19 protein-coding genes are annotated in these 21,977 nt (G+C 73.1%); 9 read left to right on the plus strand and 10 right to left on the minus strand.

Translation table 11 applies throughout. The features are described from left to right. On the minus strand, positions 1–1,580 hold a 1,580-nt coding region (locus ABD879_RS09590; RefSeq protein WP_345019582.1), incomplete at its 3' end, for an ATP-binding protein. 137 nt (positions 1,581–1,717) lie between these two features. Between ABD879_RS09590 and ABD879_RS09595 the strand changes: the two genes are divergently transcribed. Both ABD879_RS09595 and ABD879_RS09600 read left to right on the plus strand, forming a co-directional pair. Continuing rightward, the gene (locus tag ABD879_RS09595) at positions 1,718–2,197 is read left to right on the plus strand and encodes a pyridoxamine 5'-phosphate oxidase family protein (RefSeq protein WP_345019584.1); all 480 of its coding nucleotides are present in this window, start codon (positions 1,718–1,720) and stop codon (positions 2,195–2,197) included. A gap of 80 nt (positions 2,198–2,277) precedes the next feature. Beyond that, positions 2,278–2,727, plus strand: coding sequence for an iron chaperone (locus ABD879_RS09600; RefSeq protein ID WP_345019586.1), 450 nt, complete (start codon positions 2,278–2,280; stop codon positions 2,725–2,727). Positions 2,728–2,888: 161 nt separating this feature from the next. On the opposite strand, the gene ABD879_RS09605 is transcribed toward ABD879_RS09600, so the two are convergent. From ABD879_RS09605 to ABD879_RS09620, 4 genes are all read right to left on the minus strand, one after another. Continuing rightward, positions 2,889–3,758: a hypothetical protein gene (locus ABD879_RS09605; RefSeq protein WP_345019588.1), complete on the minus strand. Its 870-nt coding sequence runs from the start codon at positions 3,756–3,758 to the stop codon at positions 2,889–2,891. Beyond that, the gene (locus ABD879_RS09610; protein ID WP_345019590.1) at positions 3,755–4,072 is read right to left on the minus strand and encodes a PadR family transcriptional regulator; all 318 of its coding nucleotides are present in this window, start codon (positions 4,070–4,072) and stop codon (positions 3,755–3,757) included. Before ABD879_RS09610 ends, ABD879_RS09605 begins: the two co-directional genes overlap by 4 nt. A 145-nt stretch (positions 4,073–4,217) precedes the next feature. Then, positions 4,218–4,442, minus strand: a complete 225-nt coding sequence (locus ABD879_RS09615; RefSeq protein WP_345019592.1) for a hypothetical protein — start codon at positions 4,440–4,442, stop codon at positions 4,218–4,220. A 540-nt stretch (positions 4,443–4,982) separates the two neighbouring features. Beyond that, a complete protein-coding gene (locus tag ABD879_RS09620; RefSeq protein WP_345019594.1) occupies positions 4,983–8,078 on the minus strand; it encodes an AfsR/SARP family transcriptional regulator in 3,096 nt (1,031 codons plus the stop codon). 222 nt (positions 8,079–8,300) lie between these two features. Here ABD879_RS09620 and ABD879_RS09625 point away from each other — a divergent pair, with 222 nt between their 5' ends. Genes ABD879_RS09625 through ABD879_RS09635 form a run of 3 tightly spaced genes read left to right on the plus strand, consistent with a single transcriptional unit; the run spans position 8,301 to position 11,077 of the window. After that, positions 8,301–9,512 (plus strand): hypothetical protein, encoded by a 1,212-nt coding sequence (locus ABD879_RS09625; protein WP_345019596.1) that lies wholly within the window; start codon positions 8,301–8,303, stop codon positions 9,510–9,512. A gap of 6 nt (positions 9,513–9,518) precedes the next feature. Next, complete coding sequence (locus ABD879_RS09630; RefSeq protein ID WP_345019598.1) at positions 9,519–10,148, plus strand: hypothetical protein; 630 nt, start codon at positions 9,519–9,521, stop codon at positions 10,146–10,148. Next, complete coding sequence (locus ABD879_RS09635) at positions 10,145–11,077, plus strand: carbohydrate kinase family protein (RefSeq protein WP_345019600.1); 933 nt, start codon at positions 10,145–10,147, stop codon at positions 11,075–11,077. The genes ABD879_RS09630 and ABD879_RS09635 overlap by 4 nt, the downstream gene beginning before the upstream one ends. Here the strand turns inward: ABD879_RS09635 and ABD879_RS09640 are convergent, their stop codons facing one another. Continuing rightward, on the minus strand, positions 11,078–13,204 hold the full coding sequence (locus ABD879_RS09640) for a tetratricopeptide repeat protein (protein ID WP_345019604.1): 2,127 nt from the start codon (positions 13,202–13,204) through the stop codon (positions 11,078–11,080). A gap of 244 nt (positions 13,205–13,448) precedes the next feature. On the opposite strand from ABD879_RS09640, the gene ABD879_RS09645 reads away from it, so the two are divergent. Beyond that, positions 13,449–14,624: an acyl-CoA dehydrogenase family protein gene (locus ABD879_RS09645; protein WP_345019606.1), complete on the plus strand. Its 1,176-nt coding sequence runs from the start codon at positions 13,449–13,451 to the stop codon at positions 14,622–14,624. Positions 14,625–14,703: 79 nt separating this feature from the next. On the opposite strand, the gene ABD879_RS09650 is transcribed toward ABD879_RS09645, so the two are convergent. Beyond that, complete coding sequence (locus ABD879_RS09650; RefSeq protein ID WP_345019608.1) at positions 14,704–15,252, minus strand: hypothetical protein; 549 nt, start codon at positions 15,250–15,252, stop codon at positions 14,704–14,706. Between the two features lie 364 nt (positions 15,253–15,616). Here ABD879_RS09650 and ABD879_RS09655 point away from each other — a divergent pair, with 364 nt between their 5' ends. The 3 genes from ABD879_RS09655 (at position 15,617) to ABD879_RS09665 (ending at position 17,730) form a co-directional block, all read left to right on the plus strand. Continuing rightward, positions 15,617–16,183, plus strand: coding sequence for a G5 domain-containing protein (locus ABD879_RS09655; RefSeq protein WP_345019610.1), 567 nt, complete (start codon positions 15,617–15,619; stop codon positions 16,181–16,183). A gap of 326 nt (positions 16,184–16,509) precedes the next feature. Then, positions 16,510–16,965, plus strand: coding sequence for an Lrp/AsnC family transcriptional regulator (locus tag ABD879_RS09660; RefSeq protein ID WP_345019612.1), 456 nt, complete (start codon positions 16,510–16,512; stop codon positions 16,963–16,965). A 111-nt stretch (positions 16,966–17,076) separates the two neighbouring features. Continuing rightward, positions 17,077–17,730, plus strand: a complete 654-nt coding sequence (locus tag ABD879_RS09665) for a LysE family translocator (RefSeq protein ID WP_345019614.1) — start codon at positions 17,077–17,079, stop codon at positions 17,728–17,730. Positions 17,731–17,739: 9 nt separating this feature from the next. Here the strand turns inward: ABD879_RS09665 and ABD879_RS09670 are convergent, their stop codons facing one another. The 3 genes from ABD879_RS09670 to ABD879_RS09680 form a co-directional block, all read right to left on the minus strand. Continuing rightward, complete coding sequence (locus ABD879_RS09670; RefSeq protein WP_345019616.1) at positions 17,740–20,001, minus strand: terpene synthase family protein; 2,262 nt, start codon at positions 19,999–20,001, stop codon at positions 17,740–17,742. Between the two features lie 196 nt (positions 20,002–20,197). After that, positions 20,198–20,392 (minus strand): acyl-CoA carboxylase subunit epsilon, encoded by a 195-nt coding sequence (locus ABD879_RS09675; RefSeq protein ID WP_345019618.1) that lies wholly within the window; start codon positions 20,390–20,392, stop codon positions 20,198–20,200. Further along, positions 20,389–21,933, minus strand: a complete 1,545-nt coding sequence (locus tag ABD879_RS09680) for an acyl-CoA carboxylase subunit beta (protein WP_345019722.1) — start codon at positions 21,931–21,933, stop codon at positions 20,389–20,391. The genes ABD879_RS09675 and ABD879_RS09680 overlap by 4 nt, the downstream gene beginning before the upstream one ends. Positions 21,934–21,977: the final 44 nt, after the last annotated feature.

Raw genomic sequence — 21,977 nt, forward strand, 5'->3', positions numbered from 1 at the left:
TCCGCCCGGCGGGCGGCGTCGGCCGCGGCGCGGTGCAGGCGGTACATGTCGCCGTCGAGGCTGCGGCGGGCGGCCAGCGCGGCGGCGTGCCGCAGCGCCTGCGCCGCGTCCGCCGCCTCGGCGAGCCGGGCCGCCTGCTCGAACCGCTGCTGGGCCTCGCCGAGCAGGTTGCGGGCGAAGGCCAGCTCGGCCATGGCCAGGGCGAGCCGGCGGGCGTCCGCGCGCCGCTCCGGCCGGTCGGCGGCCCAGGCGAGGGCGGCCCGCATGTCCTGCGCCACGGCGTCGAACCGGACGCGCCAGTCCGCGCCCGCGGCCCCGCTCAGCGCGGCGGCACCGGCCAGGCACCAGTCCAGATGGCGGGCGCGGACGTCGGTCAGCTCCCCGGCGTCGGCGAGCCGCTCCGTCCCGTACTGGCGGACGGTCTCCAGCGCGTGGTAGCGGGTGCCGGTCGGCGACGGTGTCACGGCGAGCAGGCTGTGCTCGGCGAGGCGGCCGAGCCCGTCGACGACCGCGGCCGGGTCCAGCGGGGCGAACCCGGCGACGTCGGCGGCCGCGGCGGGGGTGAACGGCGCGACGAACACCGACACCCGGCGCAGCAGCGCCTGGTCTTGCGGGTCCAGCAGGTCGTGGCTCCAGTCCAGCACCGCGCGCACCGACCGGTGCCGGTCGTCGGCGCGGGGGCCGCCGGTGAGGATCCGCAGCGGGTCGGCGAGGCCGGCCAGGAGGCCGTCCAGTCCGAGGGTGGGCCACCGCGCCGCCGCCAGTTCGATCGCCAGCGCCATGCCGCCGAGCCGTTCGCAGATGGCCACCACGCCGTCGCTCGCCGCCGGTCCCGGCGGGGAGCCGACCGCCGCCGCCCGGTCCATGAACAGGGCCACCGCTTCGGACCGGTCGCCGCCGTCCCGCGACAGCGGCGGGACGGGGAAGGCCCGCTCGAACGGGACCATCAGCCGGGCGCGGCTCGTCACCAGCACCCGCAGCCGCGGGCAGGCGGCGAGCAGCCGCTCCAGGAACGGCGCCACCCCGTCGCGGACGTGCTCGCAGTTGTCCAGCACCAGGAGCGCCCGGCGGTCGGCCAGCGCGGCCAGCACCGCGTCATCGACGTCGCGGCCGGGCTGCTCGCCCACGCCCATGGCGGCCGCGACCGCCGCGCCCACCCGGCCCGGCTCGGCGACCGGCACCAGGTCGACGAACCACACCCCGTCGGGGTGGTCGCCTGCCACGTCCGCCGCCACCGCCAGCGCCAGGCGCGTCTTGCCCACCCCGCCGGGTCCGACGACGGTGACCTGCCGGTGCGCCTTCACCGCGGCGGCCAGTTCGCCGCGCTCCCGCACCCGGCCGATGAACGTCGTCAGCGGTGCGGGCAGGGCGGGTGCCGGCTCGGCGCGTGCGAGCTCGGCCGCGTGCCGGGCGAGCGCGCGCCGGTCGGGGAGCTGGAGCTTGCGCAGCAGCGAGGAGACGTGCGACTCGACGGTGCGGACGGAGATGACCAGCCGCGCGGCGATCTCCGCATTGCTGAGGTGCTCCCCGAGCAGCGCGAGGACTTCGGCCTCCCGAGCCGAGATCGCCGACCTGGACACCGACTCATTATCCGTGGTGTTCTCCGTGGTCGGCACGGATGCGTCCGGCATACCGGACGGGCGAGGCTGTGATCACGGCGATCGGGCCCGGCGGGACGGACCGGAGCGATCGCGTCACGACGACCACAGGAGTGACCATGACGACCGCCCCCGAGTGCCCGTCCGCGGGCGGCGCTCCCCGCCCCCGCTCCCGGCGCCGCCGCGACACCGAGCACCGGCTCGCCCACGACACCGACGTCTGGGTGGCCAGCGCCGCACCGGACGGCGCGCCGCACCTGGTGCCGCTGTCGTTCGACTGGGACGGCGAGACGCTGCTGATGGCCACGCCGGCGGGCAGCCCGACCGGCCGGAACCTCGCCGCGACCGGGGTCGTCCGGCTCGGGCTCGGCCACACCCGCGACGTGACGGTGATCGACGGCCGGGTCGAGGTGCTGGAGATCGGCGCGCTGCCGCCGGAGCGGGGCGACCGGTTCGCCGCGCGCGCCGGGTTCGATCCGCGCGGGGCGGACACGCCGTACCGGTGGTTCCGCGTCCGGCCGCACCGCGTCCAGGCGTGGCGCGAGGAGAACGAACTGGCGGAACGCGAGCTGATGCGCGGCGGCGTCTGGCTGGGCTGACGCCCGGCACGACCGGACTCTGCATATGACTCTGCATATAGGGTCTTTTCTACGCCCGAATACCAGGAAAGGGGCAGTTCATGAGCAGCACCGACAGCGGCTACGAGGGTTTCACCGCCGAGGAGCGGGCCGCGATGAAGGAGTACGCCCAAGAGCGCAAGAAGGCGGCGCGCCGCGCCTCGCGCGAGGAGAAGGCGGCGGAGGCGCTGCGGGACGTGCTGCAGAAGATCTCCGAGATGCCCGACTCGGACCGGGTCATGGCCGAGCGGGTCCACGCCGTCATCACGGCCACCGCCCCGGATCTCGCGCCGCGGCTGTGGTACGGGATGCCCGCCTACGCGCTGGACGGCAAGGTGGTCTGCTTCTTCCAGGCCGCGGCGAAGTTCAAGGCGCGGTACGCCACGCTCGGATTCAACGACCCGGCCAAGCTCGACGACGGGCCGATGTGGGCGACCGCGTTCGCCCTGACCGAGGTGACCCCGGAGGTGGAGGAGCGCATCGCCGCCCTCGTCAAGCGCGCGGTGGGCTGACGCGCGCGCTCCGAACGAACCCCACACGAGGCGGTGGGGGTGTCGGCCGAGTCCACGGGTCGGCACCCCCTCAGCGCCACAGAATGCGCCGCGCCGCCCCTGCCCGCCCCCGCGGGGCACGGCGCGGGGCTGGGGGCGTTCGTGCCCGGGGGTCGTGCCACTCAGCCGGGGGACGAGCTCAAAGACCTTGCGCGCCTCATTGCGGTCGCCGTCATGACCAGCAGGAGACCGGCGAGGGTCAGCCGGTACCCGGTCTCCTGCGCGTTCGTCGGCAGGCCGGTCAGCAGCGCGGACGCCACGCCCGGCACGACGTAGACCGCCGCCGCCAGCGCCCAGCGCGGACTGCGCGCAACGGCCGTCGCCCACACCCCGGCCAGCAGGAGGACGCCCTCCGTGCCCGCCCTGACCGACTGCCAGACCATGCCGTACTCCCGCACACCGGGCATGTAGGCGAGAACGAAAGCGGCCGCCGGGATCGCCAGCCACCACCACGGCCGGGTGCGCAGGCGCCCCGGCCGGGCGGCAGCGAGGACGACGGCCCCGGCCGCCAGCAGTCCGTAGGGCGTCAGCGAGACCCAGTCGTGGTACGCCGGGCCGAAGAACGGCGCCCAATGCGTCGCCTCGACTCCGAAGATCATGGCCCGGCTCGTCGAGAACGCCACGACCAGGGCCAACGGCAGCGCCGCTGGCGCCCATCCGCGCAGAAGCGCGATCACCAGCATCGCGGAGGCGGCCAGCCACCACGGCGACGCGTGGTCGCCGGCGCCGTACGCCAGGTTCGCCAGGGCGAGCGTCAGCAGGCCGAGCTGCGTGCCGTCGGCCCACCACGGCGCGGGCCCCTCGGCGGCCGCGCGGGCCCGGGCGGCGAAGCCCGCCGTGACGAGCCCGGCGGTCTCCCGCAGGGACGGGACGCGGCGCGGCGAATCGTGCATCAGCGTGCCGAGGATCTCGGCGCCGTACTCCTCGCGGTGGGCGCGCGGGAAGGCCCGCAGGAAGAGCCGGTACCAGCCCTCGGTGAACGTCCCGCTCATGCGCCCGCCGCGCCCGGCGCCATCCGGGCGGTGACGACCCGGGCGGCCTGCTCCATGCGCGCCGCCTCCCGGGCGAGCGCCAGGCGGCCGTCCTCGGTGAGCCGGTAGTAGCGGCGGGGACGGCCCCGCACGGTCTCCTCGCGGTCCACGGCGACCAGCCCGTCGCCCGCGAGCCGGTCGAGCGCGCCGTAGAGGGTGCCGACGGCGAGCCGCACCCGCCCGCCGGACTGCTCCCCCGCCCGCTTGATGATCCCGTACCCGTGCAGCGGGCCGTCGAGCAGCGCGGCCAGCACGAAGTACGTGGGCTCGCTCATCACTGTCGATCGTCTGACCATACGCGGACGATATATCACCATCCGATACATCGTCCCGCGATATATCAGAGAGTGAGCCGGATCACCCCGCCCTGGACACCGCCTGCGTGCCCGGTGCCGCGGCCGGGCACGCAGGCGGAGGTCGTCATTCGCCTGCGGGCTCGGGGATCCGCAGGTACTTGATGGCCTTGCGGTGGTGGGTGCAGGCGATGTGGAGCGCGCCGTCCGGGGTCTGCCGGATGGTCGGGTACGACAGCTCGCGGTTCAGCCCGTCGCGGGAGTTGTCGGTCAGGCAGTGGCCGTCGCCCGCCTCCAGGTCGTGCCGGTCCGGCCAGGCGCGGCCGCCGTCCGAGGAGAAGGCCGGCGTCATCGGGGCGCGCGGGGCTCCCCAGAAGGCGCGGGCGGGCGGCTGCGCCCTGATGCCCCGGCGGCTGACCGCGGTCAGCGGGCTCGGCGGAGCTTCACACGACGTGATGGTCAACGAACGCCGGCTCGCCGCTCGCAGAGGTCCGTCAAAGTTCCCAAAATGCGTGCGAGGCGCCCCAGGCAGGCGGTCATCGGGCCGCATGCGAACGGGTCGGGCGCACAGCGCGCCCGACCCGTCCACCAGTGAACCTATTGACGCTTATGCGAAGAATGAGGGGACGCCCCCACTGACGATCTTTCCTATGAAGTCGCCGCCGGGAAGCGCCCACATGAAGACCAGAGCACCGAGACCGCCGCCAACACCACACAGCCTGCTTACTATCGCCATGAATCTTCCGTTTCGAACGGGTCATGCCACCGAGAGGTGACGATTCGGCAGAAAAGTAGCAGAGTCGACGTCCTCACGACACGAAGTTTCGTGATCACTTGGGAGGGCAGTCAGAGCAAGCGTTTTCCGCCGGGTCGGCCGTCCACGAGACGGTCGTCACTCACTGCCGAAAGCACCGTCCGGCTCGCTGAGGCGGGTACGGACCTCCGCCGCCTCGGGCACCCCCAACGCCTCATAGAGCCGGTACGAACGGCGCCAGTGCGGCAGGGCGTGCGCGAAACCGTGGGTTCGGGCGAGCACCTTCGCCATGCCGTCCAGGGCGCATGCCTCCTGGTACGTGTCGCCTATCGCCCTGGCCAGTGCGAGCGACTCCTCGTACCGCTGGAGCGCGATGCCATACCGCCCAGTGCGGTCGTAGACGGCGGCGATATTGCGCAGGGCGCAGATCTCCTGGTACTTCTCTGCGATCTCACGTGAGATACTCAGGGCCTTCTGAAAATGGATCAGCGCCTCACCGTCGCGTTCCGCCTGGCCGTACCATGCACCGATGTGGTTGAGGCTGGTCGCCTCACCCCGCCGGTCGCCGATCCCTCTGCATATCGAGAGAGCACGGCGATAACACTCCAACGCCTCGTCCAGCCGGCCGGTCTTCCGGTACACCGTGCCCACGTTCATGAGCCAGGCGGGCATGTGTTGACGACCCATCTCCTTGACGGCCGCGGCCCGTTCGTAATAATCCAGCGCTGATTCGTAGCGGCCGAGATGGAGTTCGACGTCCCCCAAGTTGTTCAGCGTCATCTGCCGCCCCTGCGGGTCTCCCGCCTGCTCGTAAAGCGCGAGCGCGGCGTGCATCTCATCCGCGGCCTCGGCATATCGCCCGAGATGCCACAGCGCGATAGAACGGTGGTTGCGGACCTCTGCCTCGCCCACCTCATTCCCGATCGCCTGCCATGTGCTCAAGGACTGCTCGTAATATCCGATGGCGACGTCGATTTCGGAACGGTGCCAATGCAGCAGCCCCATCTGGTCGAGCAGCGTCGCGACGAGTTCTAGGTCACCCAGGGCACGGCCGATGCGCAACCCCCGGGTGGCGTGGTGGAGGGAGTCCTCGTGGTGGCCGGCGCGCAGGAGGATCCGGCTGAGGTCGGCCATGGCGAGGGCGGCCTGGCGGTCGTCGCCCAGGGTGCGCCATGCCTGGACGGCGCGTTCGTGAAGCACCGCCGCCTCCGACCACGGGCCCTGTTGTTCGAGGTACTGCCGCAGCGCGCGGGCCAGTAAGGCCGCGTGGCGGTGGCGGCCGCGGTCGGCGGCGTGGCGGGCGGCGCGCAGGAGGTTGTGCAGTTCGGCGTCCAGCCACTGCCGGGCCTGGTCGGCGGTCTCGAAGGCGGACGGCGCGGCCGACCGCGGGAACAGCGCCGCGTCGGCCTGCTCGGCGGTGGTCAGGTAGTGGTCGAGGAGGCGGTCCAGGGCGGCTTCGCGGGCGGGGGCCGGGTCGCGGTCGGCAAGCTGCCGGGCGTACTCGTGGATGAGGTCGTGGAAGCGGTAGCGGCCGGGCTTGGGCTCGCTGATCAGGTGGTGGTCGTGCAGGGCGTCCAGCAGGTATTCGGCCTGGGCTCGGTCGGTGTTCAGGAGGGCGGCGGTGTCCGGTGCGGTCACCTCGGCGCCGGGATGCAGGCCGAGCAGGCGGAACGCGCGCCGCGTCACGGCGTCCAGGCCGTCGTAGGACAGGCGGAATGCGGTGACGACGGCGCGTTCCTCGGCGCGCAGCTCGGCGAGCCGGCGGCCGTCCGCGCCGAGGCGGGCGGTCAGGTCGGCGACGGTCCAGCTGCTGCGGTGGCGCAGCCGGTTGCCGACGAGCTGCAGCGCGAGGGGCAGATGGCCGCAGAGCCGGGCGACCGTCGCGACGGCGGCGGGGTCGGCGTCCGGGCTCAGCTCGGCGACCCGGGTCAGCAGGAGGGCGGCCTCGTCCGGCCCCAGGACGTCCAGGGAGAAGGCGCGGGCCGCGTCCAGGCCGGACAGCCGGCGGCGGCTCGTGATCAGCACCAGGCAGCCGGGCGAGCCGGGCAGCAGGCGCCGGATCTGGTCGTGGCCCAGCGCGTTGTCGAGCACGAGCAGGACGCGGCGCCGGGCGAGTTCGGTGCGCCACAGGCCCGCGCGGCCGTCCAGGTCCGCCGGGATGCGGTCGGCCGGAATGCCCAGCAGGCGCAGCAGCTGGTCAAGGGCGGCGGCCGGAGCGAGGGGCTCGTTCTCGGTGTCGTGCCCGTAGAGGTCGAGGAAGATCTGGCCGTCGGGATAGCGGGCGGCGAGCCGGTGGGCCAGGCGGACGACGAGGACGGTCTTCCCCACTCCGGGCATGCCGTCCACCGCCACCACCTTCGTGGTGCCGCCGTCGTGCTCGGCCATCGCGGTGAGCCGTTCCAGCTCCCGGGTGCGGCCGGTGAAGGTCGCCAGGTCGCGCGGCAGATTGTTGGGGGGCGGCGCGCCGCCGGCGGGTCGGGGGCCCGCTATCAGCGACGAGTCGCCGGCGAGTATGCGCTCGTGCAGACGCCGTAGATCGGCGTGGGGGGTGGCGCCCAGTTCGGCCGCCAGGCGCTGCCGGGCCCGCTCATAAACGCGCAGGGCCTCGGCCGAGCGGCCGCTGCGGTGCAGGGCGAGCATGAGCAGTTCGACGGGTTTCTCGTCGTGCGGAAAATGATCGACGAGTTCATTGAGGCGGGCGACGAGTTCGCCGTGGCGGCCCTGGTCGAGTTCGAGCCGGGCGCGGGCGAGCGCGGCGCCGAGCAGTTCATCGCGAATGCCGTGGCGGCGTTGCGCGGCCCATCTTCCGGTGACGCCGCCGAGCGGTTCTCCCCGCGCCAGGCCCAGCGCCTCACCGTAAAGGGCGATCGCGTCCTCGGGGTGGCCGCTGGCGGCGATGGCGCGGGCCTGGTCGCACAGCGAGCGGAAGCGGTGGTAGTCGATCGTCTCGGGGTCGGCGTCCAGCACGTAGGCGCCGGAGCGGTGGTCCAGCCGGACGCCGTCGTCCAGCGAATTGAGGATGCGCCGCAACCGGGTGATGTGCGGGTAGAGCCGGTCGCGCGCCCGCTCGGGAGGGTCGGCGTCCCACACCCGGTCGATCAGCACCTCGGTCGGCACCGGGCGGCCGGGCGACAGCAGCAGGACCGCGAGGACGCAGCGCTCCCGCGCCCAGTTCAGGTGATGGCGCTGCCCTCGCGACCACAGTTCCAGCGGGCCGAGTATGCGGAATTCCATCCGCACTCTCCCAGAAGAAAGCCACCCTTGACATTCACAGCATGGCATTGTCAAGTGCGGATTTCCACTATCGGCTAAGTCTTTGCTGGCCAGGATGGGTCGGCCGACGGCATCGGCCGCAAGGTCGCCCGCAAGGCATTCGGCAAGGCACTCCGCAAGGCCGCTTTCCGACGATCGTCCGGGGTCGCGCAGTCCCAGTGCCGAAGGAGGACTGAAAGCACGATGTCCGAAATTCCATGGCGCCCGGTCCCGATCGGGCCCGGCGCCGACCGGTGGGCCACGTGCCGCCCGAGCAGGACCATGCTGGTGGTCGCCCACACCCTCACATCCGTGCAGCGGCTGATGGACGTTGCCCGGCTGGTGGAGAATGACCTGCGGATCCAGGTCGTCTTCACCCAGGCGCCCGACGTCTTCGGCGCCGGCGTCCGGGACTACCTGACCGGGATCGGCGCCGCCTGCCTGCCGTGGCGGCAGGCGACCAGCAGCCGGTTCGACCTGGCGATCGCGGCGAGCCTGGAGGGGCTGCACGAGATCCACGCGCCGCTGATCGTCATGCCGCACGGGGCGGGCCACAACAAGCTGGTCGGCACGGGCCGCGGCCGGACGGCCGGTTTCCGCGCCGCCTACGACCTGGACGCGCAGCGGCTCATGCACGACGGCGCGCTGGTCCCGTCGTCGGTCGTGCTGGCGCACACCGAGGACCTCGCCCAGCTGGAGCGGTCCTGCCCGGAGGCGGTCCCCGCCGCCGTGGTGTGCGGCGACCCGTCGCACGACATCCTCGTCGCCAGCCGGGAGTGCCGCCCGTCGTACCAGGTGGCGCTGGGCGCGGGCGACGGCCGCAAGCTCGTGGTGGTCACCTCGACCTGGGGCCGCAAGTCGCTGCTCGGCCGGCGGGCCGGGCTGTGGCGGCGGCTGGTGGCCGAGCTGCCGGAGGACGAGTTCCAGGTCGTCGCGCTGCTGCACCCCAACGTGTGGTCCGGCAGCGGATCCTGGCAGGTCAGGGCGTGGTTCGCCGACTGCCTGCGGCGCGGTCTCAGCCTGCTGCCGCCCGAGGCGGACTGGCGGCCGGTGGTGGCCGCCGCCGACTTCGTGATCGGCGACCACGGCTCGGTCTCGGCGTACGGGACGGTCACGGGCGTGCCGGTGCTGCTGGGCACGTTCGCGGCGGACGACTGCCGACCCGGATCAGCGCAGTCGCTGCTCGGCGCGCTGGCACCGCGGATCTCGGCGCGCACCCCGCTGCGCCGGCAGCTGCTGCGGGCCGCGGAGGCGTTCCGGCCGGAGCTGTACCGGGCGGTCGTGGAGCGGCTCAGCTCGGAGCCGGGCCGGTTCCACCGCAACATGCGGCGGTTGATCTACCGGCTGCTGCGGTTGCGGGCCCCGGACACGGTGCCGGTGGCGCTTCCCGCCGTCCCTCCGTGCCTGGTGAGGTAGGCGGCCATGTCACAGGACCATGTGGTCACGCGGCTGTTCGCACTGGACCGCGTGCTGTGCCTGGCACGCGCCACCGGTGCCGCGTCCGAGGGCGCCCCGGCGGTGCTCACCATCCCCCGGGGCGGGAGTGTGCGCGAGCCGCGCCTGCTGGTGTTCGGCGACCGCGACGCGTCCCGGCCGGGGATCCCGCTGTTCACGGACGCCCACGTGGTCGCCCGCTACGACCACGACGCGGACGAGGGACGGCTGGAGGTCGCCGACGTCCTGATCGGCCCGGACCTGCGGGCGCCGTTCCGGCCGGAGCGCCGGCTGCGGCGGACGCTGCAGCGGTATCCCGGGTGCGGCGTCGCGGTCCGCCGCTGGTACCGCGGGCTGCTGGCCGCGGCGCGCGACGGCTCGGTCGTCGCCACCCGCGGCTCGTGCGGGGCCGACGCGGTGTGGGCGCCCATCTGCGGGTCGTTCCTGTACAGCTGGGCGGCGGCCGGGCTGTCCCTGGCCGAGCTGCCCCGGATGCTGCTCGTCGTCGGGCGGATCACCGCCGCGGACGCGGGCCGTCCGGGCACGCTGGAGACGATGGGCCGCGTCCAGGTCACGGGCGTGCGGCCGGCCCCGGCGCGCTGGAGGCTGGCGTCATGAGCTCCGCGATCGTCGTGGCGGGGACCGTCAGCGTCTACACGACGGCGGCCGTGGAGGCGCTCGCCGCCCCGTACGCGCCGACGGCGCCGCCGCGCTGGGCGCAGGTCGGGATCTCCGGGGCGGCCGCGCACGTCGCACGCGTGCAGCGCGCGCTCGCCCACGAGGTGCGGCTGTGCACCGTCGTCGGACGGGACGCGGCGGGCGGCCTGATCCGGGAGGAGCTGGCCCGCGACGGCCTGCTCGGCCCCGGGGTCGTCGAGTCGCCGGCGTCCTCGGTGGGGGTCGTGCTGGTCGACCGGGACGGGCGGCGGATGGGCCTGCCGTACCTGGAGCCGGTGGACGGGTTCGCCTACCCGTTCGGCCTGCTGCGCGAGCAGGCCCGCGGCGCCGACCTGCTGGTGCTGACCAACGCCAGGTTCGTCCGGCCGCTGGTCGCCCCCGCCACCGCGCTGGGGATCCCCATCGCGGTGGACGTGCACCTGATCGCCGATCCCGGCGACGAGTACGACCGGCCCTGGCTGGAACGGGCGCAGATCGTGTTCTGCAGCCATGAACGGCTCGGCGGCGATCCGCGGGCCTTCGCCGCCGCGCTGTTCGCCCGGTACCGGCGCTGCGAGATGGTGGGCGTCGGCCTGGGCGCGGGCGGTGCGCTGCTCGCCCTGCGCGACGGGGTGCTGATCCGGGTGGCGGCGCAGCCTTCGGGGCGGGTGGTCAACACCTCGGGTGCGGGGGACGCGCTGTTCGCCACCTTCCTGGCGGTCTGGCTGCGCAGCCGCGATCCCGTCGCGGCGCTGCAGAGCGCGGTGCTGCACGCCGGGTGGAAGATCGGCCACCGGCATCCGGCGGCGGTGTCGCTGACCGCCGAGAAGCTGGCGGAGCTGCGCGCGTCGGCGCCGCCGCTGACCGTGGTGGAGCACTGGGACCGCTGATCAGTCCCGGTCCGCCAGCTCGGCCAGCCGCCGGTCGAGGATCCTGGTCGACGCGCCCGTGCCGGCCAGGATCCGCCGCGCGGCGGTGTAGTGCCGCCGCGCCTCGGCGACCTGGCCGTCCCGCACGGCCAGGTCGCCGAGCACGTGCAGGGCGTCCGCCTCGCCGATGGCCGAGCCGATCGCGCGCATCGCCGCCAGGCCGCGTTCGGCGAACCGGACGGCCGCGTCCGGCGGGTGCCCCTCGGCGTGGGCCTGCCCGAGCAGGAGCAGCGCCCGCGCGTGGGTGTAGGGGTCGGACGCGGACTCCAGCGCACGTTCGGCCTCGGTCAGGACGGCGACGGCGTCGGCGGCGCGGCCCAGCCTGATCAGGACGGCGCCGAGGTCGCACCGGGTGCGGGCCGCCCGCCTGTGCTCCCCGAGCGAGTCGTAGACGTCGACGGCGGAGGAGAAGTGCTCGGCGGCCGCGTCCAGGTCGCCGCCGTCTGAGTGCAGCAGGCCGAGTCTGCGGCGAGCCCCGGCGACGCGGTGCGGGACGTCCAGCCGCCGCCACAGTCGCAGTGCGGCGGTGAAGTCGCGGGCCGCCTCGTCCAGGCGCCCCAGTTCGCGCAGCGCCAGGCCGGTGCGGTTGAGCATCTTCGCCTCGGCCGTCGCATCGCCGTCGGCGCGGGCCGCGGCCAGGCCGGTCCGGTCGAACTCCAGCCGTTCGACGTGGTGGCCGCGGTGGGCGAACAGCGGCCAGGCGGCGTCGACCAGCCACCAGCTCTGGCGGTGCCAGCCCAGTTCGTGGGCGCGCGCCGCGATGGCGCGCAGGTTGCCGAACTCCTCGTCGAGCCAGTCGATGGCGGCGGCCGCGTCCGCGAAGACGGGCGGTTCGGGGCCGGAGAAGCCGGGGTCGGGCAGGCGCCGGTACGGGGCGATGACGCGCCCGGCGGCCAGGGCGGCCAGCACCGCGGCCTCGGCCAGGCGGCGCACCGCGGCCCGGCGCTCGTCCTCGGGGTCGAGGGCCTCGGCGGTCTCCAGCGCGTGCAGGCGCACCAGGTCGTGGAAGCGGTAGCGGCCGCCGGGGAGGTCATCGAGGAGGTTGGCGTCGGTGAGCACGCCGAGCCACTCGCCGACCTCGGCGACGGGCGCGTCGGCCAGTGCCGCGGCCATGGCGGTGTCGAACGTCGTGCCCGGGTGCAGGCCGAGCATCCGGTACAGGCGCCGCACCGGTTCGGGCAGGTTGTCGTACGACAGCCGCAGGGCCGCTCGGATCGTCACGTCGTCCTCAGGGTCTTGCGCCGACAGGACCGCCAGGCGCCGCCGCTCCTGGGTGAGGGCCCGCACGAGCTCGGCCAGCCGCCAGCGGGGGCGGGCGGCGAGCCGGGCGGCGGCCAGGCTCAGCGCCAGCGGGGACCGCTCGCATTGGTCCACGAGACGGGCCGCCATGTCACGTTCCACTTCGACCCGTTCTGCCCCGAGTGCGACGCGGAGCAGTTCCAGCGCCGCGTCGGGACCGAGCGGCCCCAGGTGGACGGCACGGGCGCCGCGCGCGACCAGTCCGGCCAGCCGCCACCGGCTGGTGACCACGGCGACGGCGCCGGGCGTCCCGGGCAGCAGCGGGCCGACCTGGGCGGCCGAGTGCGCGTCGTCCAGGAAGATCAGCAGGCGGCGGCCGGCGGCCAGCGACCGGTAGAGGGCGGCGCGCTCGGCCAGCCCGGACGGTATCCGCTCGTCGGGGAGCCCCAGCGCGCGGATGAAGCGCCCCAGGATCTCGCTCGGGCGCACGGGTCCGACCGCGGCGTGCCCCTGCAGGTCGGCGTGGAGCTGCCCGTCGGGGAAACGCGTGACGTTGGCGTGGGCCCAGTGCAGCGCGACGGTCGTCTTGCCGATTCCGGCGGAGCCGCTCACCAGGAGCACGTCGTGCGAGCCGCCGACCCGGTCGAGCTCGGCGAGGATGTCCTCGCGGTCGACCAGCCGCCCGGGTCCGGGCAGTTGGCGCGGCACCGGCAGGGGCGTCGGCGGGCGGTGGTGGATGTGGATGCCGCCGTGCACGTCCCGCGCCTGTACGACCGTCCCGGTCACGGGAACGCCGATCTCGTTGACGTGCCCGCGCAGCCGGTCGGCGCCGCAGGAGCTCCCGATCATCGCGCTGCCTTCTGGGAGGGGGGAGGAACTGAATGCTCACCTTCGGAAAACCGGCCTGTCAAGGCGGGTCAGGTTCCCCTGACGCGGGGGATCGCAGGGGGTGTCCCAGCACGACATGGGGGTTTCCGGGGGGTGACGGCGGTGGGCGCGCGGCCGGTTGCGGTCGTCGCCGAAATGGGTCTCGGCAGCGTCCCGCGGGGGCGATCGTGCGGGTGCGGCGGAGCCTGTGATGAAGTGGGAAGCCGTGACGAAGACACCGATTCATCCCGAGGCGCTGTTCGCCGTCGACGGCCTGCTGACCGACGAGGAACGCCAGATCAGGTCGACCGTGCGGAAGCTGTGCGACAAGGAGCTGCGCCCGCACCTGGCCGACTGGTTCGAGGAGGGCCGGATCCCCGCGCGCGAGCTGGCCCGGCGGTTCGGATCGCTCGGCGTCCTCGGCATGCACCTGACGGGGTACGGCTGCGCGGGGCTCGGCGCCGTCTCCTACGGGCTGGCCTGCCTGGAGCTGGAGGCCGCCGACTCGGGCCTGCGCAGCCTGGTGTCGGTGCAGGGCTCGCTGGCCATGTACGCGATCTGGAAGTACGGCTCACCGGAGCAGAAGAACCAGTGGCTGCCCGCGATGGCGGCGGGCGAGCGCATCGGCTGCTTCGGCCTGACCGAGCCCGACTTCGGCTCCGACCCGGCGCGGATGCGCACCCGCGCCCGCCGCGACGGCGCCGACTGGGTGCTCGACGGCACCAAGATGTGGATCACCAACGGGAGCGTCGCCGACGTCGCCGTGGTGTGGGCGCAGACCGACGACGGCATCCGCGGGTTCCTCGTCCCGGCCGGGACGCCGGGGTTCTCCGCCCGGGACATCGGGCGCAAGCTGTCCCTGCGCGCCAGCGTCACCAGCGAACTGGTGCTGGACGGGGTGCGGCTGCCCGAGAGCGCGCTGCTGCCCGGCGCGCGCGGCCTGTCGGGTCCGCTCGGCTGCCTGAACGAGGCCCGCTTCGGCATCGTCTTCGGCGCGATGGGCGCCGCGCTGGACTGCCTGGAGACCGCGATCGCGTACGCGGCCGACCGCGAGGTGTTCGCCCGCCCGCTGTCGTCCTTCCAGCTCACCCAGCAAAAGCTCGCGGACATGGCGCTGGAGCTGGGCAAGGGCCTGCTGCTGGCGATCCATCTCGGCCGGCTCAAGGAGGCGGGCACGCTGACGCCCCAGCAGGTCAGCGTCGGCAAGCTGAACAACGTCCGCGAGGCCCTGCAGATCGCCCGCACCTGCCGGACCCTGCTCGGCGCCAACGGCGTGACGCTCGAATACCCGGTGATCCGGCACGCGGCCAACCTGGAGTCGGTGCTGACCTACGAGGGCACGTCCGAGATCCACTCCCTGGTCGTCGGCCGCGCCCTGACCGGCGAGAACGCCTTCGCCTGACGGCTTTCGACATGCGCGAGTCCGGGGACGGCGATCCCCGGACTCGCGAACCGTCAGCTCACCCTGGCGTCAGCTCGGATCAGCCGCCGGCCTTCCACTTGTAGGCGCCGTTCTTGTAGCCGCGGATGATGACGTACGGCTTGTAGGTCTTGCGGTTCCCCGTGTAGTAGAACTTGCCCTGCGCCGTGGACGTCGCGTAGCTCCAGTTCTTGGGGTGGGTCGCCGACTTCTTGGCCCAGCCGCGCCACACGTACACCTTCTTGTTCGAGGTGTAGGCGGTGAAGGTCGCCTTGTAGGAGCGGACGTAGCGGCCGTCCCAGCACCAGTAGAGGCGGTTCTTGACGTAGAACAGCCACTTGGTCTTCTTGGAGTTCTTGTAGCCGCGGGTGCGCTCGTAGTACCCGCACCGCTGGGCGGCCTTGATGGCCGCGGTCTCCTTGGCGCTGTACGGCTGCCCGGCGCGCTTGGCCTCGGCCAGGAGCTTCTCCTTGGAGATCGACCCCTGGGCGGTGGCGGTCACTTCCTTGCCGGGGGTGTCCCGGGTCGCGGCCTGTGCGGCCGGCCCCGTGGCCAGGAGTCCGGCGGTGACGGCGCCGGAGACGATCGTCAGCGTGGCGACACGCCGCATGCGTTCTCCTCCATGCTCGGAGATAGGGGGTTTGAGTGGGCGGTACTACCGTAGAGCGCGCTCGGTACCACTTCACTCGTTTTTCGCCTCCTCTGATGCGCGCGACGGGCGCCCGGTTCCCCGCTTCGCAGAACTTTTTTCGCACCAATCCGGACATATCAAAACTTTGGAACATTCAACATCATCTTCATCGTGCTCGCCTACCACCCCGAGTCGCATTCGGCCGACACCGCGCCTCCAATGCGCCCGGCGCCGAGGCGCGCCGCTGAGCGCACGGATCTGTCCCGGGGATCTGCGGACCGATGTCCCTGTCGCCCCGACAAGGCCCCCGCGTACCGTGATTTCGCTCTACGGAGGGAAATCGATGAGACGTTCCGTCACAGCCGTCGTGGTGTCCGGCGCCCTGCTCAGCCTCGGCGCCACCTGCGAGCCGGCCGCGGCGCCGCCGCCCACGGCGTCGGCGACCGCGTCGGCGAAGGCGGCGGGCGCCGAGCCTTCCACGACCGCGAGCACGGCGTCGCCCAAGGTCGAGAAGCGCACCGTCACCGAGACCCGGGTGATCCCCTTCAAGACCCGGCGGGTCGAGGACCCCGACCTGGCGGAGGGCGGCACCAAGGTAAGGAGCCGGGGCCGCACGGGCCTTAAGAAGCTCACCTACGAGCTCACCATCACCAACGGCAAGCGGACGCGCAAGAAGCTGATCCGCCAGGAGGTCACCAGGGCGCCGGTCACCCGGGTCATCGCCGTCGGCACCCGGCAGTCCCGGCGGTGCGACCCCAACTACAGCCCCTGCGTGCCGATCGCCGGCGACGTCGACTGCGCGGGCGGCGAGGGCAACGGCCCCGCCTACGCGCAGGGCCCCGTCCGCGTCGTCGGCTCCGACATCTACGACCTGGACCGCGACGGCGACGGCATCGGCTGCGACGGCTGACCCGCACGACCGTGCCCCTTCCGGCTCCGCCCAAACCGGACGGGGCACGGACGGCCCGGTGAGGTCGGACGGTCTGATCAGGCCGCGAGCCCGATCGGTGGGCGGTGGTCTCCGCAGCGCATCCCCGGGCGGCGGGCTGCGCGGTCGCGCGGGCACGCCGTCCACAGCGCCGGCGGCCCGCACCGGCGACCGGGCACGTCAGCATGCGCGGGTCGTCGGGCACGCTCACTCGGCCTCGGATGCCGGAGTGCCGAAGCCCGCCGGCCGCCCCGCTCGGCGGCCGTCCCGGCCGGTGCGGGGCGGCCGGGGCCTGGCAGCATGGCCGCATGGACCGGATCGATCGCAAGATCCTCCGTGAGCTGCAGGATGACGGGCGGCTCAGCAACACCGAACTGGCCGACAAGGTGGGGCTGACTCCGTCGCCGTGCCTGCGGCGCGTGCGGCAGCTCGAACGCGACGGGGTGATCCGCGGTTACCGGGCGCTGCTGGACGGCGCGGCGCTGGGGCGCGGCTTCCAGTCGTTCGTCACCATCGTGATGCGGCAGGAGGACCAGGCCACGGTCGCCGAGTTCGAGCGCCGGGTCGCCGAACTGCCCGAGGTGGTGGAGGCGCACCGGCTGTTCGGCGATCCGGACTACCTGCTGCGCATCGCCGTGGCCGACATCGCCGCCTACGAGCGCTTCTACACCGACGTGCTGTCCGGCCTGCCCGGCATCGCCCAGCTGACCTCGCATCTGGCGATGAAGGTGGTCAAACCCGACCGCGGCCTGCCGATCATGTGAGGGATTCTGCGGCGGTCGGCGGCTTTTCGCGCAATTTCCTGCCAGCGGGGCGGGCGCGGGCGCGATGATCGGTCATCGCGTGCCAAGCGTTCCCGGTTAGCTTCGGGGGGCATGGACGCGCACGAGCTGCTGCTGTTCCTCGGCGTGGACCTGCTGCTGGTCTGCACACCGGGCCCCGACTGGCTCTACGTCATCGCCCGGAGCCTCAGGCAGGGCAAGCGGACGGGGCTGGCCGCCGTCGCGGGCATCTGTGCGGGCTACAGCGTCCACACCGCGATCGCCGCCGCCGGGCTGGCCTCCGCGCTGCGCAGCGTGCCGGCCGCCCTGCCGGTGCTGCGCTACGCGGGCGCCGCCTACCTGGCCGTGCTCGCCGTGCGCACGCTGCTGGCACTGCGCCGCCACGCCCCCGGTGAGGCGGACGGCTCCGCGGCCGTGCACCCGGGGCACCCGCCGACGGAGCCGACGCGCGTCGTCCTGCGGCAGAGCATGGTCATCGCCCTGCTCAACCCCAAGGGACTGCTGCTGTACCTGTCGCTGATGCCGCAGTTCGTCTCGCCGGACGCGGCCGTCCCGATCGCCGTGCAGTTCGCCGCGCTCGGCTGCCTGCACGTCGCGCAGTGCGCCTGCGTCTACGGGGCGGTCGCCGTCACGGCGGGACGCGCCGGCACCGCGCTGAACGGCGACGCCCGAGCCTCCCGGCGCATGACCGCCGTTTCGGCGACGCTCCTGCTGCTGGTGGCCGCGTTCTCCCTCGGCGCCCAGTGATCCCCTCGGCTACGGGCGGTCGGGGTAGCGGCGGCGCAGGTCGGCTTCGGTGTAGCGGCGGCATTTCTGGTGCCAGTTGAGGATTCCGGCGAGCCAGTTCTGCAGGTCCAGGATGTAGCCCTCGAGGAGGGCGCGGGCCTCGCCGTCGAGGTCGAAGTCGTCGTAGAGCACCGGCAGTTCGTGGTTGGCGGCGCGCTGGAACTGCCGCAGCCGCGCGTTCAGCAGGTCGTGGACGATGAGCGCGGCGGTCGGGTAGTCGCAGCCGAAGAAGTTCTGCACCACCACGCCGGCGTTGTGCAGGTCGCCCTCGAACTCGATCTCCTTCTGGTAGGAGAACAGGTCGTTGATCAGGCATCCGACGTCCATGGCGGCGTTCTCCAGCGACCGCATGGGGCTGGTGTCGTAGATCTCCGGGGGCACGTGGTACCAGCGGGTCAGCCTGCACAGCGAGATGGTCAGGTCGGCGCCGAAGGTGCGGCGCCGCATCTCGATGTAGTCGACCGGGTCGGGGACGCGGTTCTGCGCCTGGTTGTCCAGCTCCCACAGCCAACCGTCGATCATGTCCTCGACGGCGGTGCGGAACCGGCGGCGGGCCTCGACGGCCATCGGGCCCGCGGTGCGCGCCCACAGGTCGGCCAGCGACCGCTCCAGCGCGTTCACCGCGGGCGGCACGGCCTCGGGGTCCTCCACCGGCATGAACAGGCGCAGGCGCTCGTTGCAGATCTTGGCCCCCGCCAGGTCGCGGAACCGGCCGAACACCACCGGGTAGTAGTCGTCGCCGTAGGTGCCCCAGGTGAGCCAGCAGGACGCCAGGGTCAGCTCCTCCGGGGTGGCCCGGGGGTGCAGCCCGGCCGCGCACAGCGGGAAGTCGAAGTCGCGCAGGTCGCCCTCGCTCCAGATGTCGGAGAACGGGACGCCCGGCTGGGCCCGCAGCAGGCCCATGCGCTCCGACCACTCCACGACCTCTTCGCGCGACCGCTCCAGGTGGGGGCTCAGCGTGAGGGAGAACGGGATGTCGATGTCGGGGATCAGCGAGGGCCCCACCTTCTGCGGGGTGAAGGTGAACGTGCGGGCGCGGCGCAGCAGCGTCCTGAGGTCGAGCCCCGACGTGCCGAGGCCGCGCAGCGCCCCGGGACGGCCGACGTCCAGGTCCTTGTTCATGTAGCGGCTGGACCGCATGTGCCACTCGTGCCCGCCCGCCTGCCAGTCCTGCAGGCCCTTGGCGTAGGCCAGGACGCGCGCGCAGCCCTCCGGGTCGAGCCCCGTGTCGGCGAACAGCGGCGGCAGCTCGGTGGCGGCGGTGTGCTCGAACTGCTGCAACCGCGACGTCAGCACGTCGTTGACGGCGTCGGCGGCCTCCTGCGGCGAGCAGCCGAAGAAGGTCTCCAGCACCAGCACGCCGTTGTTGAGCTCGCCCTCCTGCTCGGTCTCGCGCTGGTAGGAGAACAGGTCGTTGCGCAGGTGCACGCCGTCGGAGAAGGTGTCGCGCAGCACCCGCAGCGGCCGCGAGTACGCCACCAGCGCGGGGACCTCGGCGTTGGCGGCGTGCTCCACCAGGCACGCCGACCAGGGCGCACCGCCGACGCGGCGGCGCATCTCGATGTACTCGACCGGGTTCGGCACCCGGTTCTGGTCGATGTTGGCCAGTTCCCACAGCGACTCGTTGAGCAGGTGGTCGGTGTGCTCGCGGAACCGTACCCGCCAGTCGCGGGACATGGCGGGGATGGTGCGCGCCCATAGGTCGGCCAGGCCCGCCTCGACGGGGTTGCGCGGCTCGGGCGTCGGGCCGCCGTCCAGCGGCATGAACAGCGGCAGCCGGTCGAGATGGGCCTTGCCGCCCTCGCGGTCGCGGGTGCGCTTGTACTTCTCCAGGAAGTGGTCGTCGAAGAAGAACACCCACACGTACCAGTCGGTGATGAGGCTCAGTTCGTCGGCGTCGCAGTCGGGGTGGGTGTAGGCGCACAGCAGCGCGTAGTCGTGGTCTTCCAGATCCTGGCCGGTCCAGACGCCCGAGCCCTCCAGCATCCGCATGTCGCGGGCCCACCGGCGGGTGTGGACGCGCGCGGCGTCGACATGCGGGTTCAGCCGGGCCGGGTACGGCATGTAGAAGTCCGGCAGCTCGAACGGCTTGCCGCCGGCGGGCTCGCCCGTGCCCGCCTCCCGCCCCCGCGCGGCGAGGCGCGCGGCGGACGTGCCCAGCCCGGTCGGCCCCGCCGACCAGCCGTTCCGGACCGCCGTCTCCTCACCTGAGGTCGTCTGGAACACGCTCATTGCCACATCCCTGCCGATTCGGGCCGCCGGACCAGTGATTCGCCTCAAGTATTGGCACGTGCGCAGTCTGTGACCAGACGTGCGAGCGGCGGTCACAGTGACATTGCGCTGCCGTCCGCTAACGAACGTGTCACGCCGAGGCGATTGCGGGTTCCAACGGTGCAGGTGAGGCCGCCGTTGCCAGGGCGACGGATGTCTACAGCTGGGGCCGCCATCCGACCTGGGACCGGCCGGCCCACGTCACCCCGTCCCGACCCCGGCACCACGCGGCGGGCTCGGGCCGCGGCGGCGGGCCGGGGGCGGTACGGCCCGCCAAGGTGAGCAGCACGGCGACGACGGCCGCCAGCTCCTCCTCGTCCGGGTGGCCGCGCACCACCTTCAGGACGGTCACTGCGGCTGGTTCCCGTGCTTGCGGCTGGGCAGCGGGGCGTATTTGGCGCTCAGCATCTCCAGCGCCCGGATCAGGGTCTTGCGGGTGTCGGCCGGGTCGATGACGTCGTCCACCAGGCCGCGCTCGGCGGCGTAGTAGGGATGCATCAGCGCGGCCCTGTACTCCTTGACCATCCGGGCGCGCATGGCGTCGGGGTCGTCGGCGGCGGCGATCTGCTTACGGAAGATCACGTTCGCCGCGCCCTCGGCGCCCATCACCGCGATCTCGTTGGTCGGCCAGGCGTAGGTGAGGTCGGCGCCGATGGACTGCGAGTCCATCACGATGTACGCGCCGCCGTACGCCTTGCGCAGCACGACCGACACGCGCGGCACGGTGGCGTTGCAGTAGGCGTACAGCAGCTTGGCCCCGTGCCGGATGATGCCGCCGTGCTCCTGGTCCACGCCGGGCAGGAACCCCGGCACGTCCAGCAGCGTCACCAGCGGGATGTTGAACGCGTCGCACATCTGGACGAAGCGCGCCGCCTTCTCCGAGGCGTGGATGTCCAGCACGCCCGCCAGCGTCATCGGCTGGTTGGCGATGACGCCGACGAGCCGGCCGCCCAGGTGCGCCAGCGTGCAGATGACGTTGGTCGCCCAGCGTTCGTGCACCTCCAGGTGCTCGCCGTCGTCGACGATCTCCTCGATGACCGCGCGCATGTCGTACGGGCGGTTGCCGTCCACCGGCACCAGGTCCAGCAGCGCCGCGCCGTCCCGGTCCACCGGGTCGGACGTGGGGCGCTGCGGCGGGCTCTGCCGGTTGTTGCTCGGCAGCAGCGACAGCAGGTACCGCACCTCCGCCAGGCAGGTCTCCTCGTCCTCGTAGACGAAGTGGCACACCCCGGAGGTCTCGGCGTGCACGTCCGCGCCGCCGAGGCCGTTGTGGGTGATCTCCTCCCCGGTCACCGCCTGGACGACGTCCGGGCCGGTGATGAACATCTGGGCGGTGCCCCGCACCATGAACACGAAGTCGGTCAGCGCCGGGGAGTAGGCGGCGCCCCCGGCGCACGGCCCGAGCATCACGCTGATCTGCGGGATCACCCCGGACGCCCGGGTGTTGCGCTGGAAGATGCCCCCGTACCCGGCCAGCGCCGTGACGCCCTCCTGGATGCGCGCCCCGGCGCCGTCGTTCAGCGACACCAGCGGCGCCCCGGCGGCGATCGCCATGTCCATGATCTTGTGGATCTTGCGGGCGTGCGCCTCGCCGAGCGCCCCGCCGAAGATGCGGAAGTCGTGCGCGTAGACGAACACCTGCCGGCCGTGCACGGTGCCCCAGCCGGTGACCACCCCGTCGGTGAAGGGCCTTTTGTCCTCCAGTCCGAAGCCGGTCGCCTGGTGCCGCCGCAACGGCTCGACCTCGTTGAACGACCCCTCGTCCAGCAGCAGCCCGATGCGCTCGCGGACGGTGAGCTTGCCCTTGGCGCGCTGCGCCTCGGTGGCCCGCTCGCTCGGCCCCTTGGCCGCCTCGGCCTTCAGCCGGGCCAGCTCGGCGACCCGGTTGCGCATCCGCGGTTCGGCCTGCTCCGCCGGCGCCGACGCGGGTCCGGGGG

This window comes from Actinomadura keratinilytica (genome assembly GCF_039539665.1).
Taxonomy (GTDB): Bacteria; Actinomycetota; Actinomycetes; order Streptosporangiales; family Streptosporangiaceae; genus Spirillospora; species Spirillospora keratinilytica.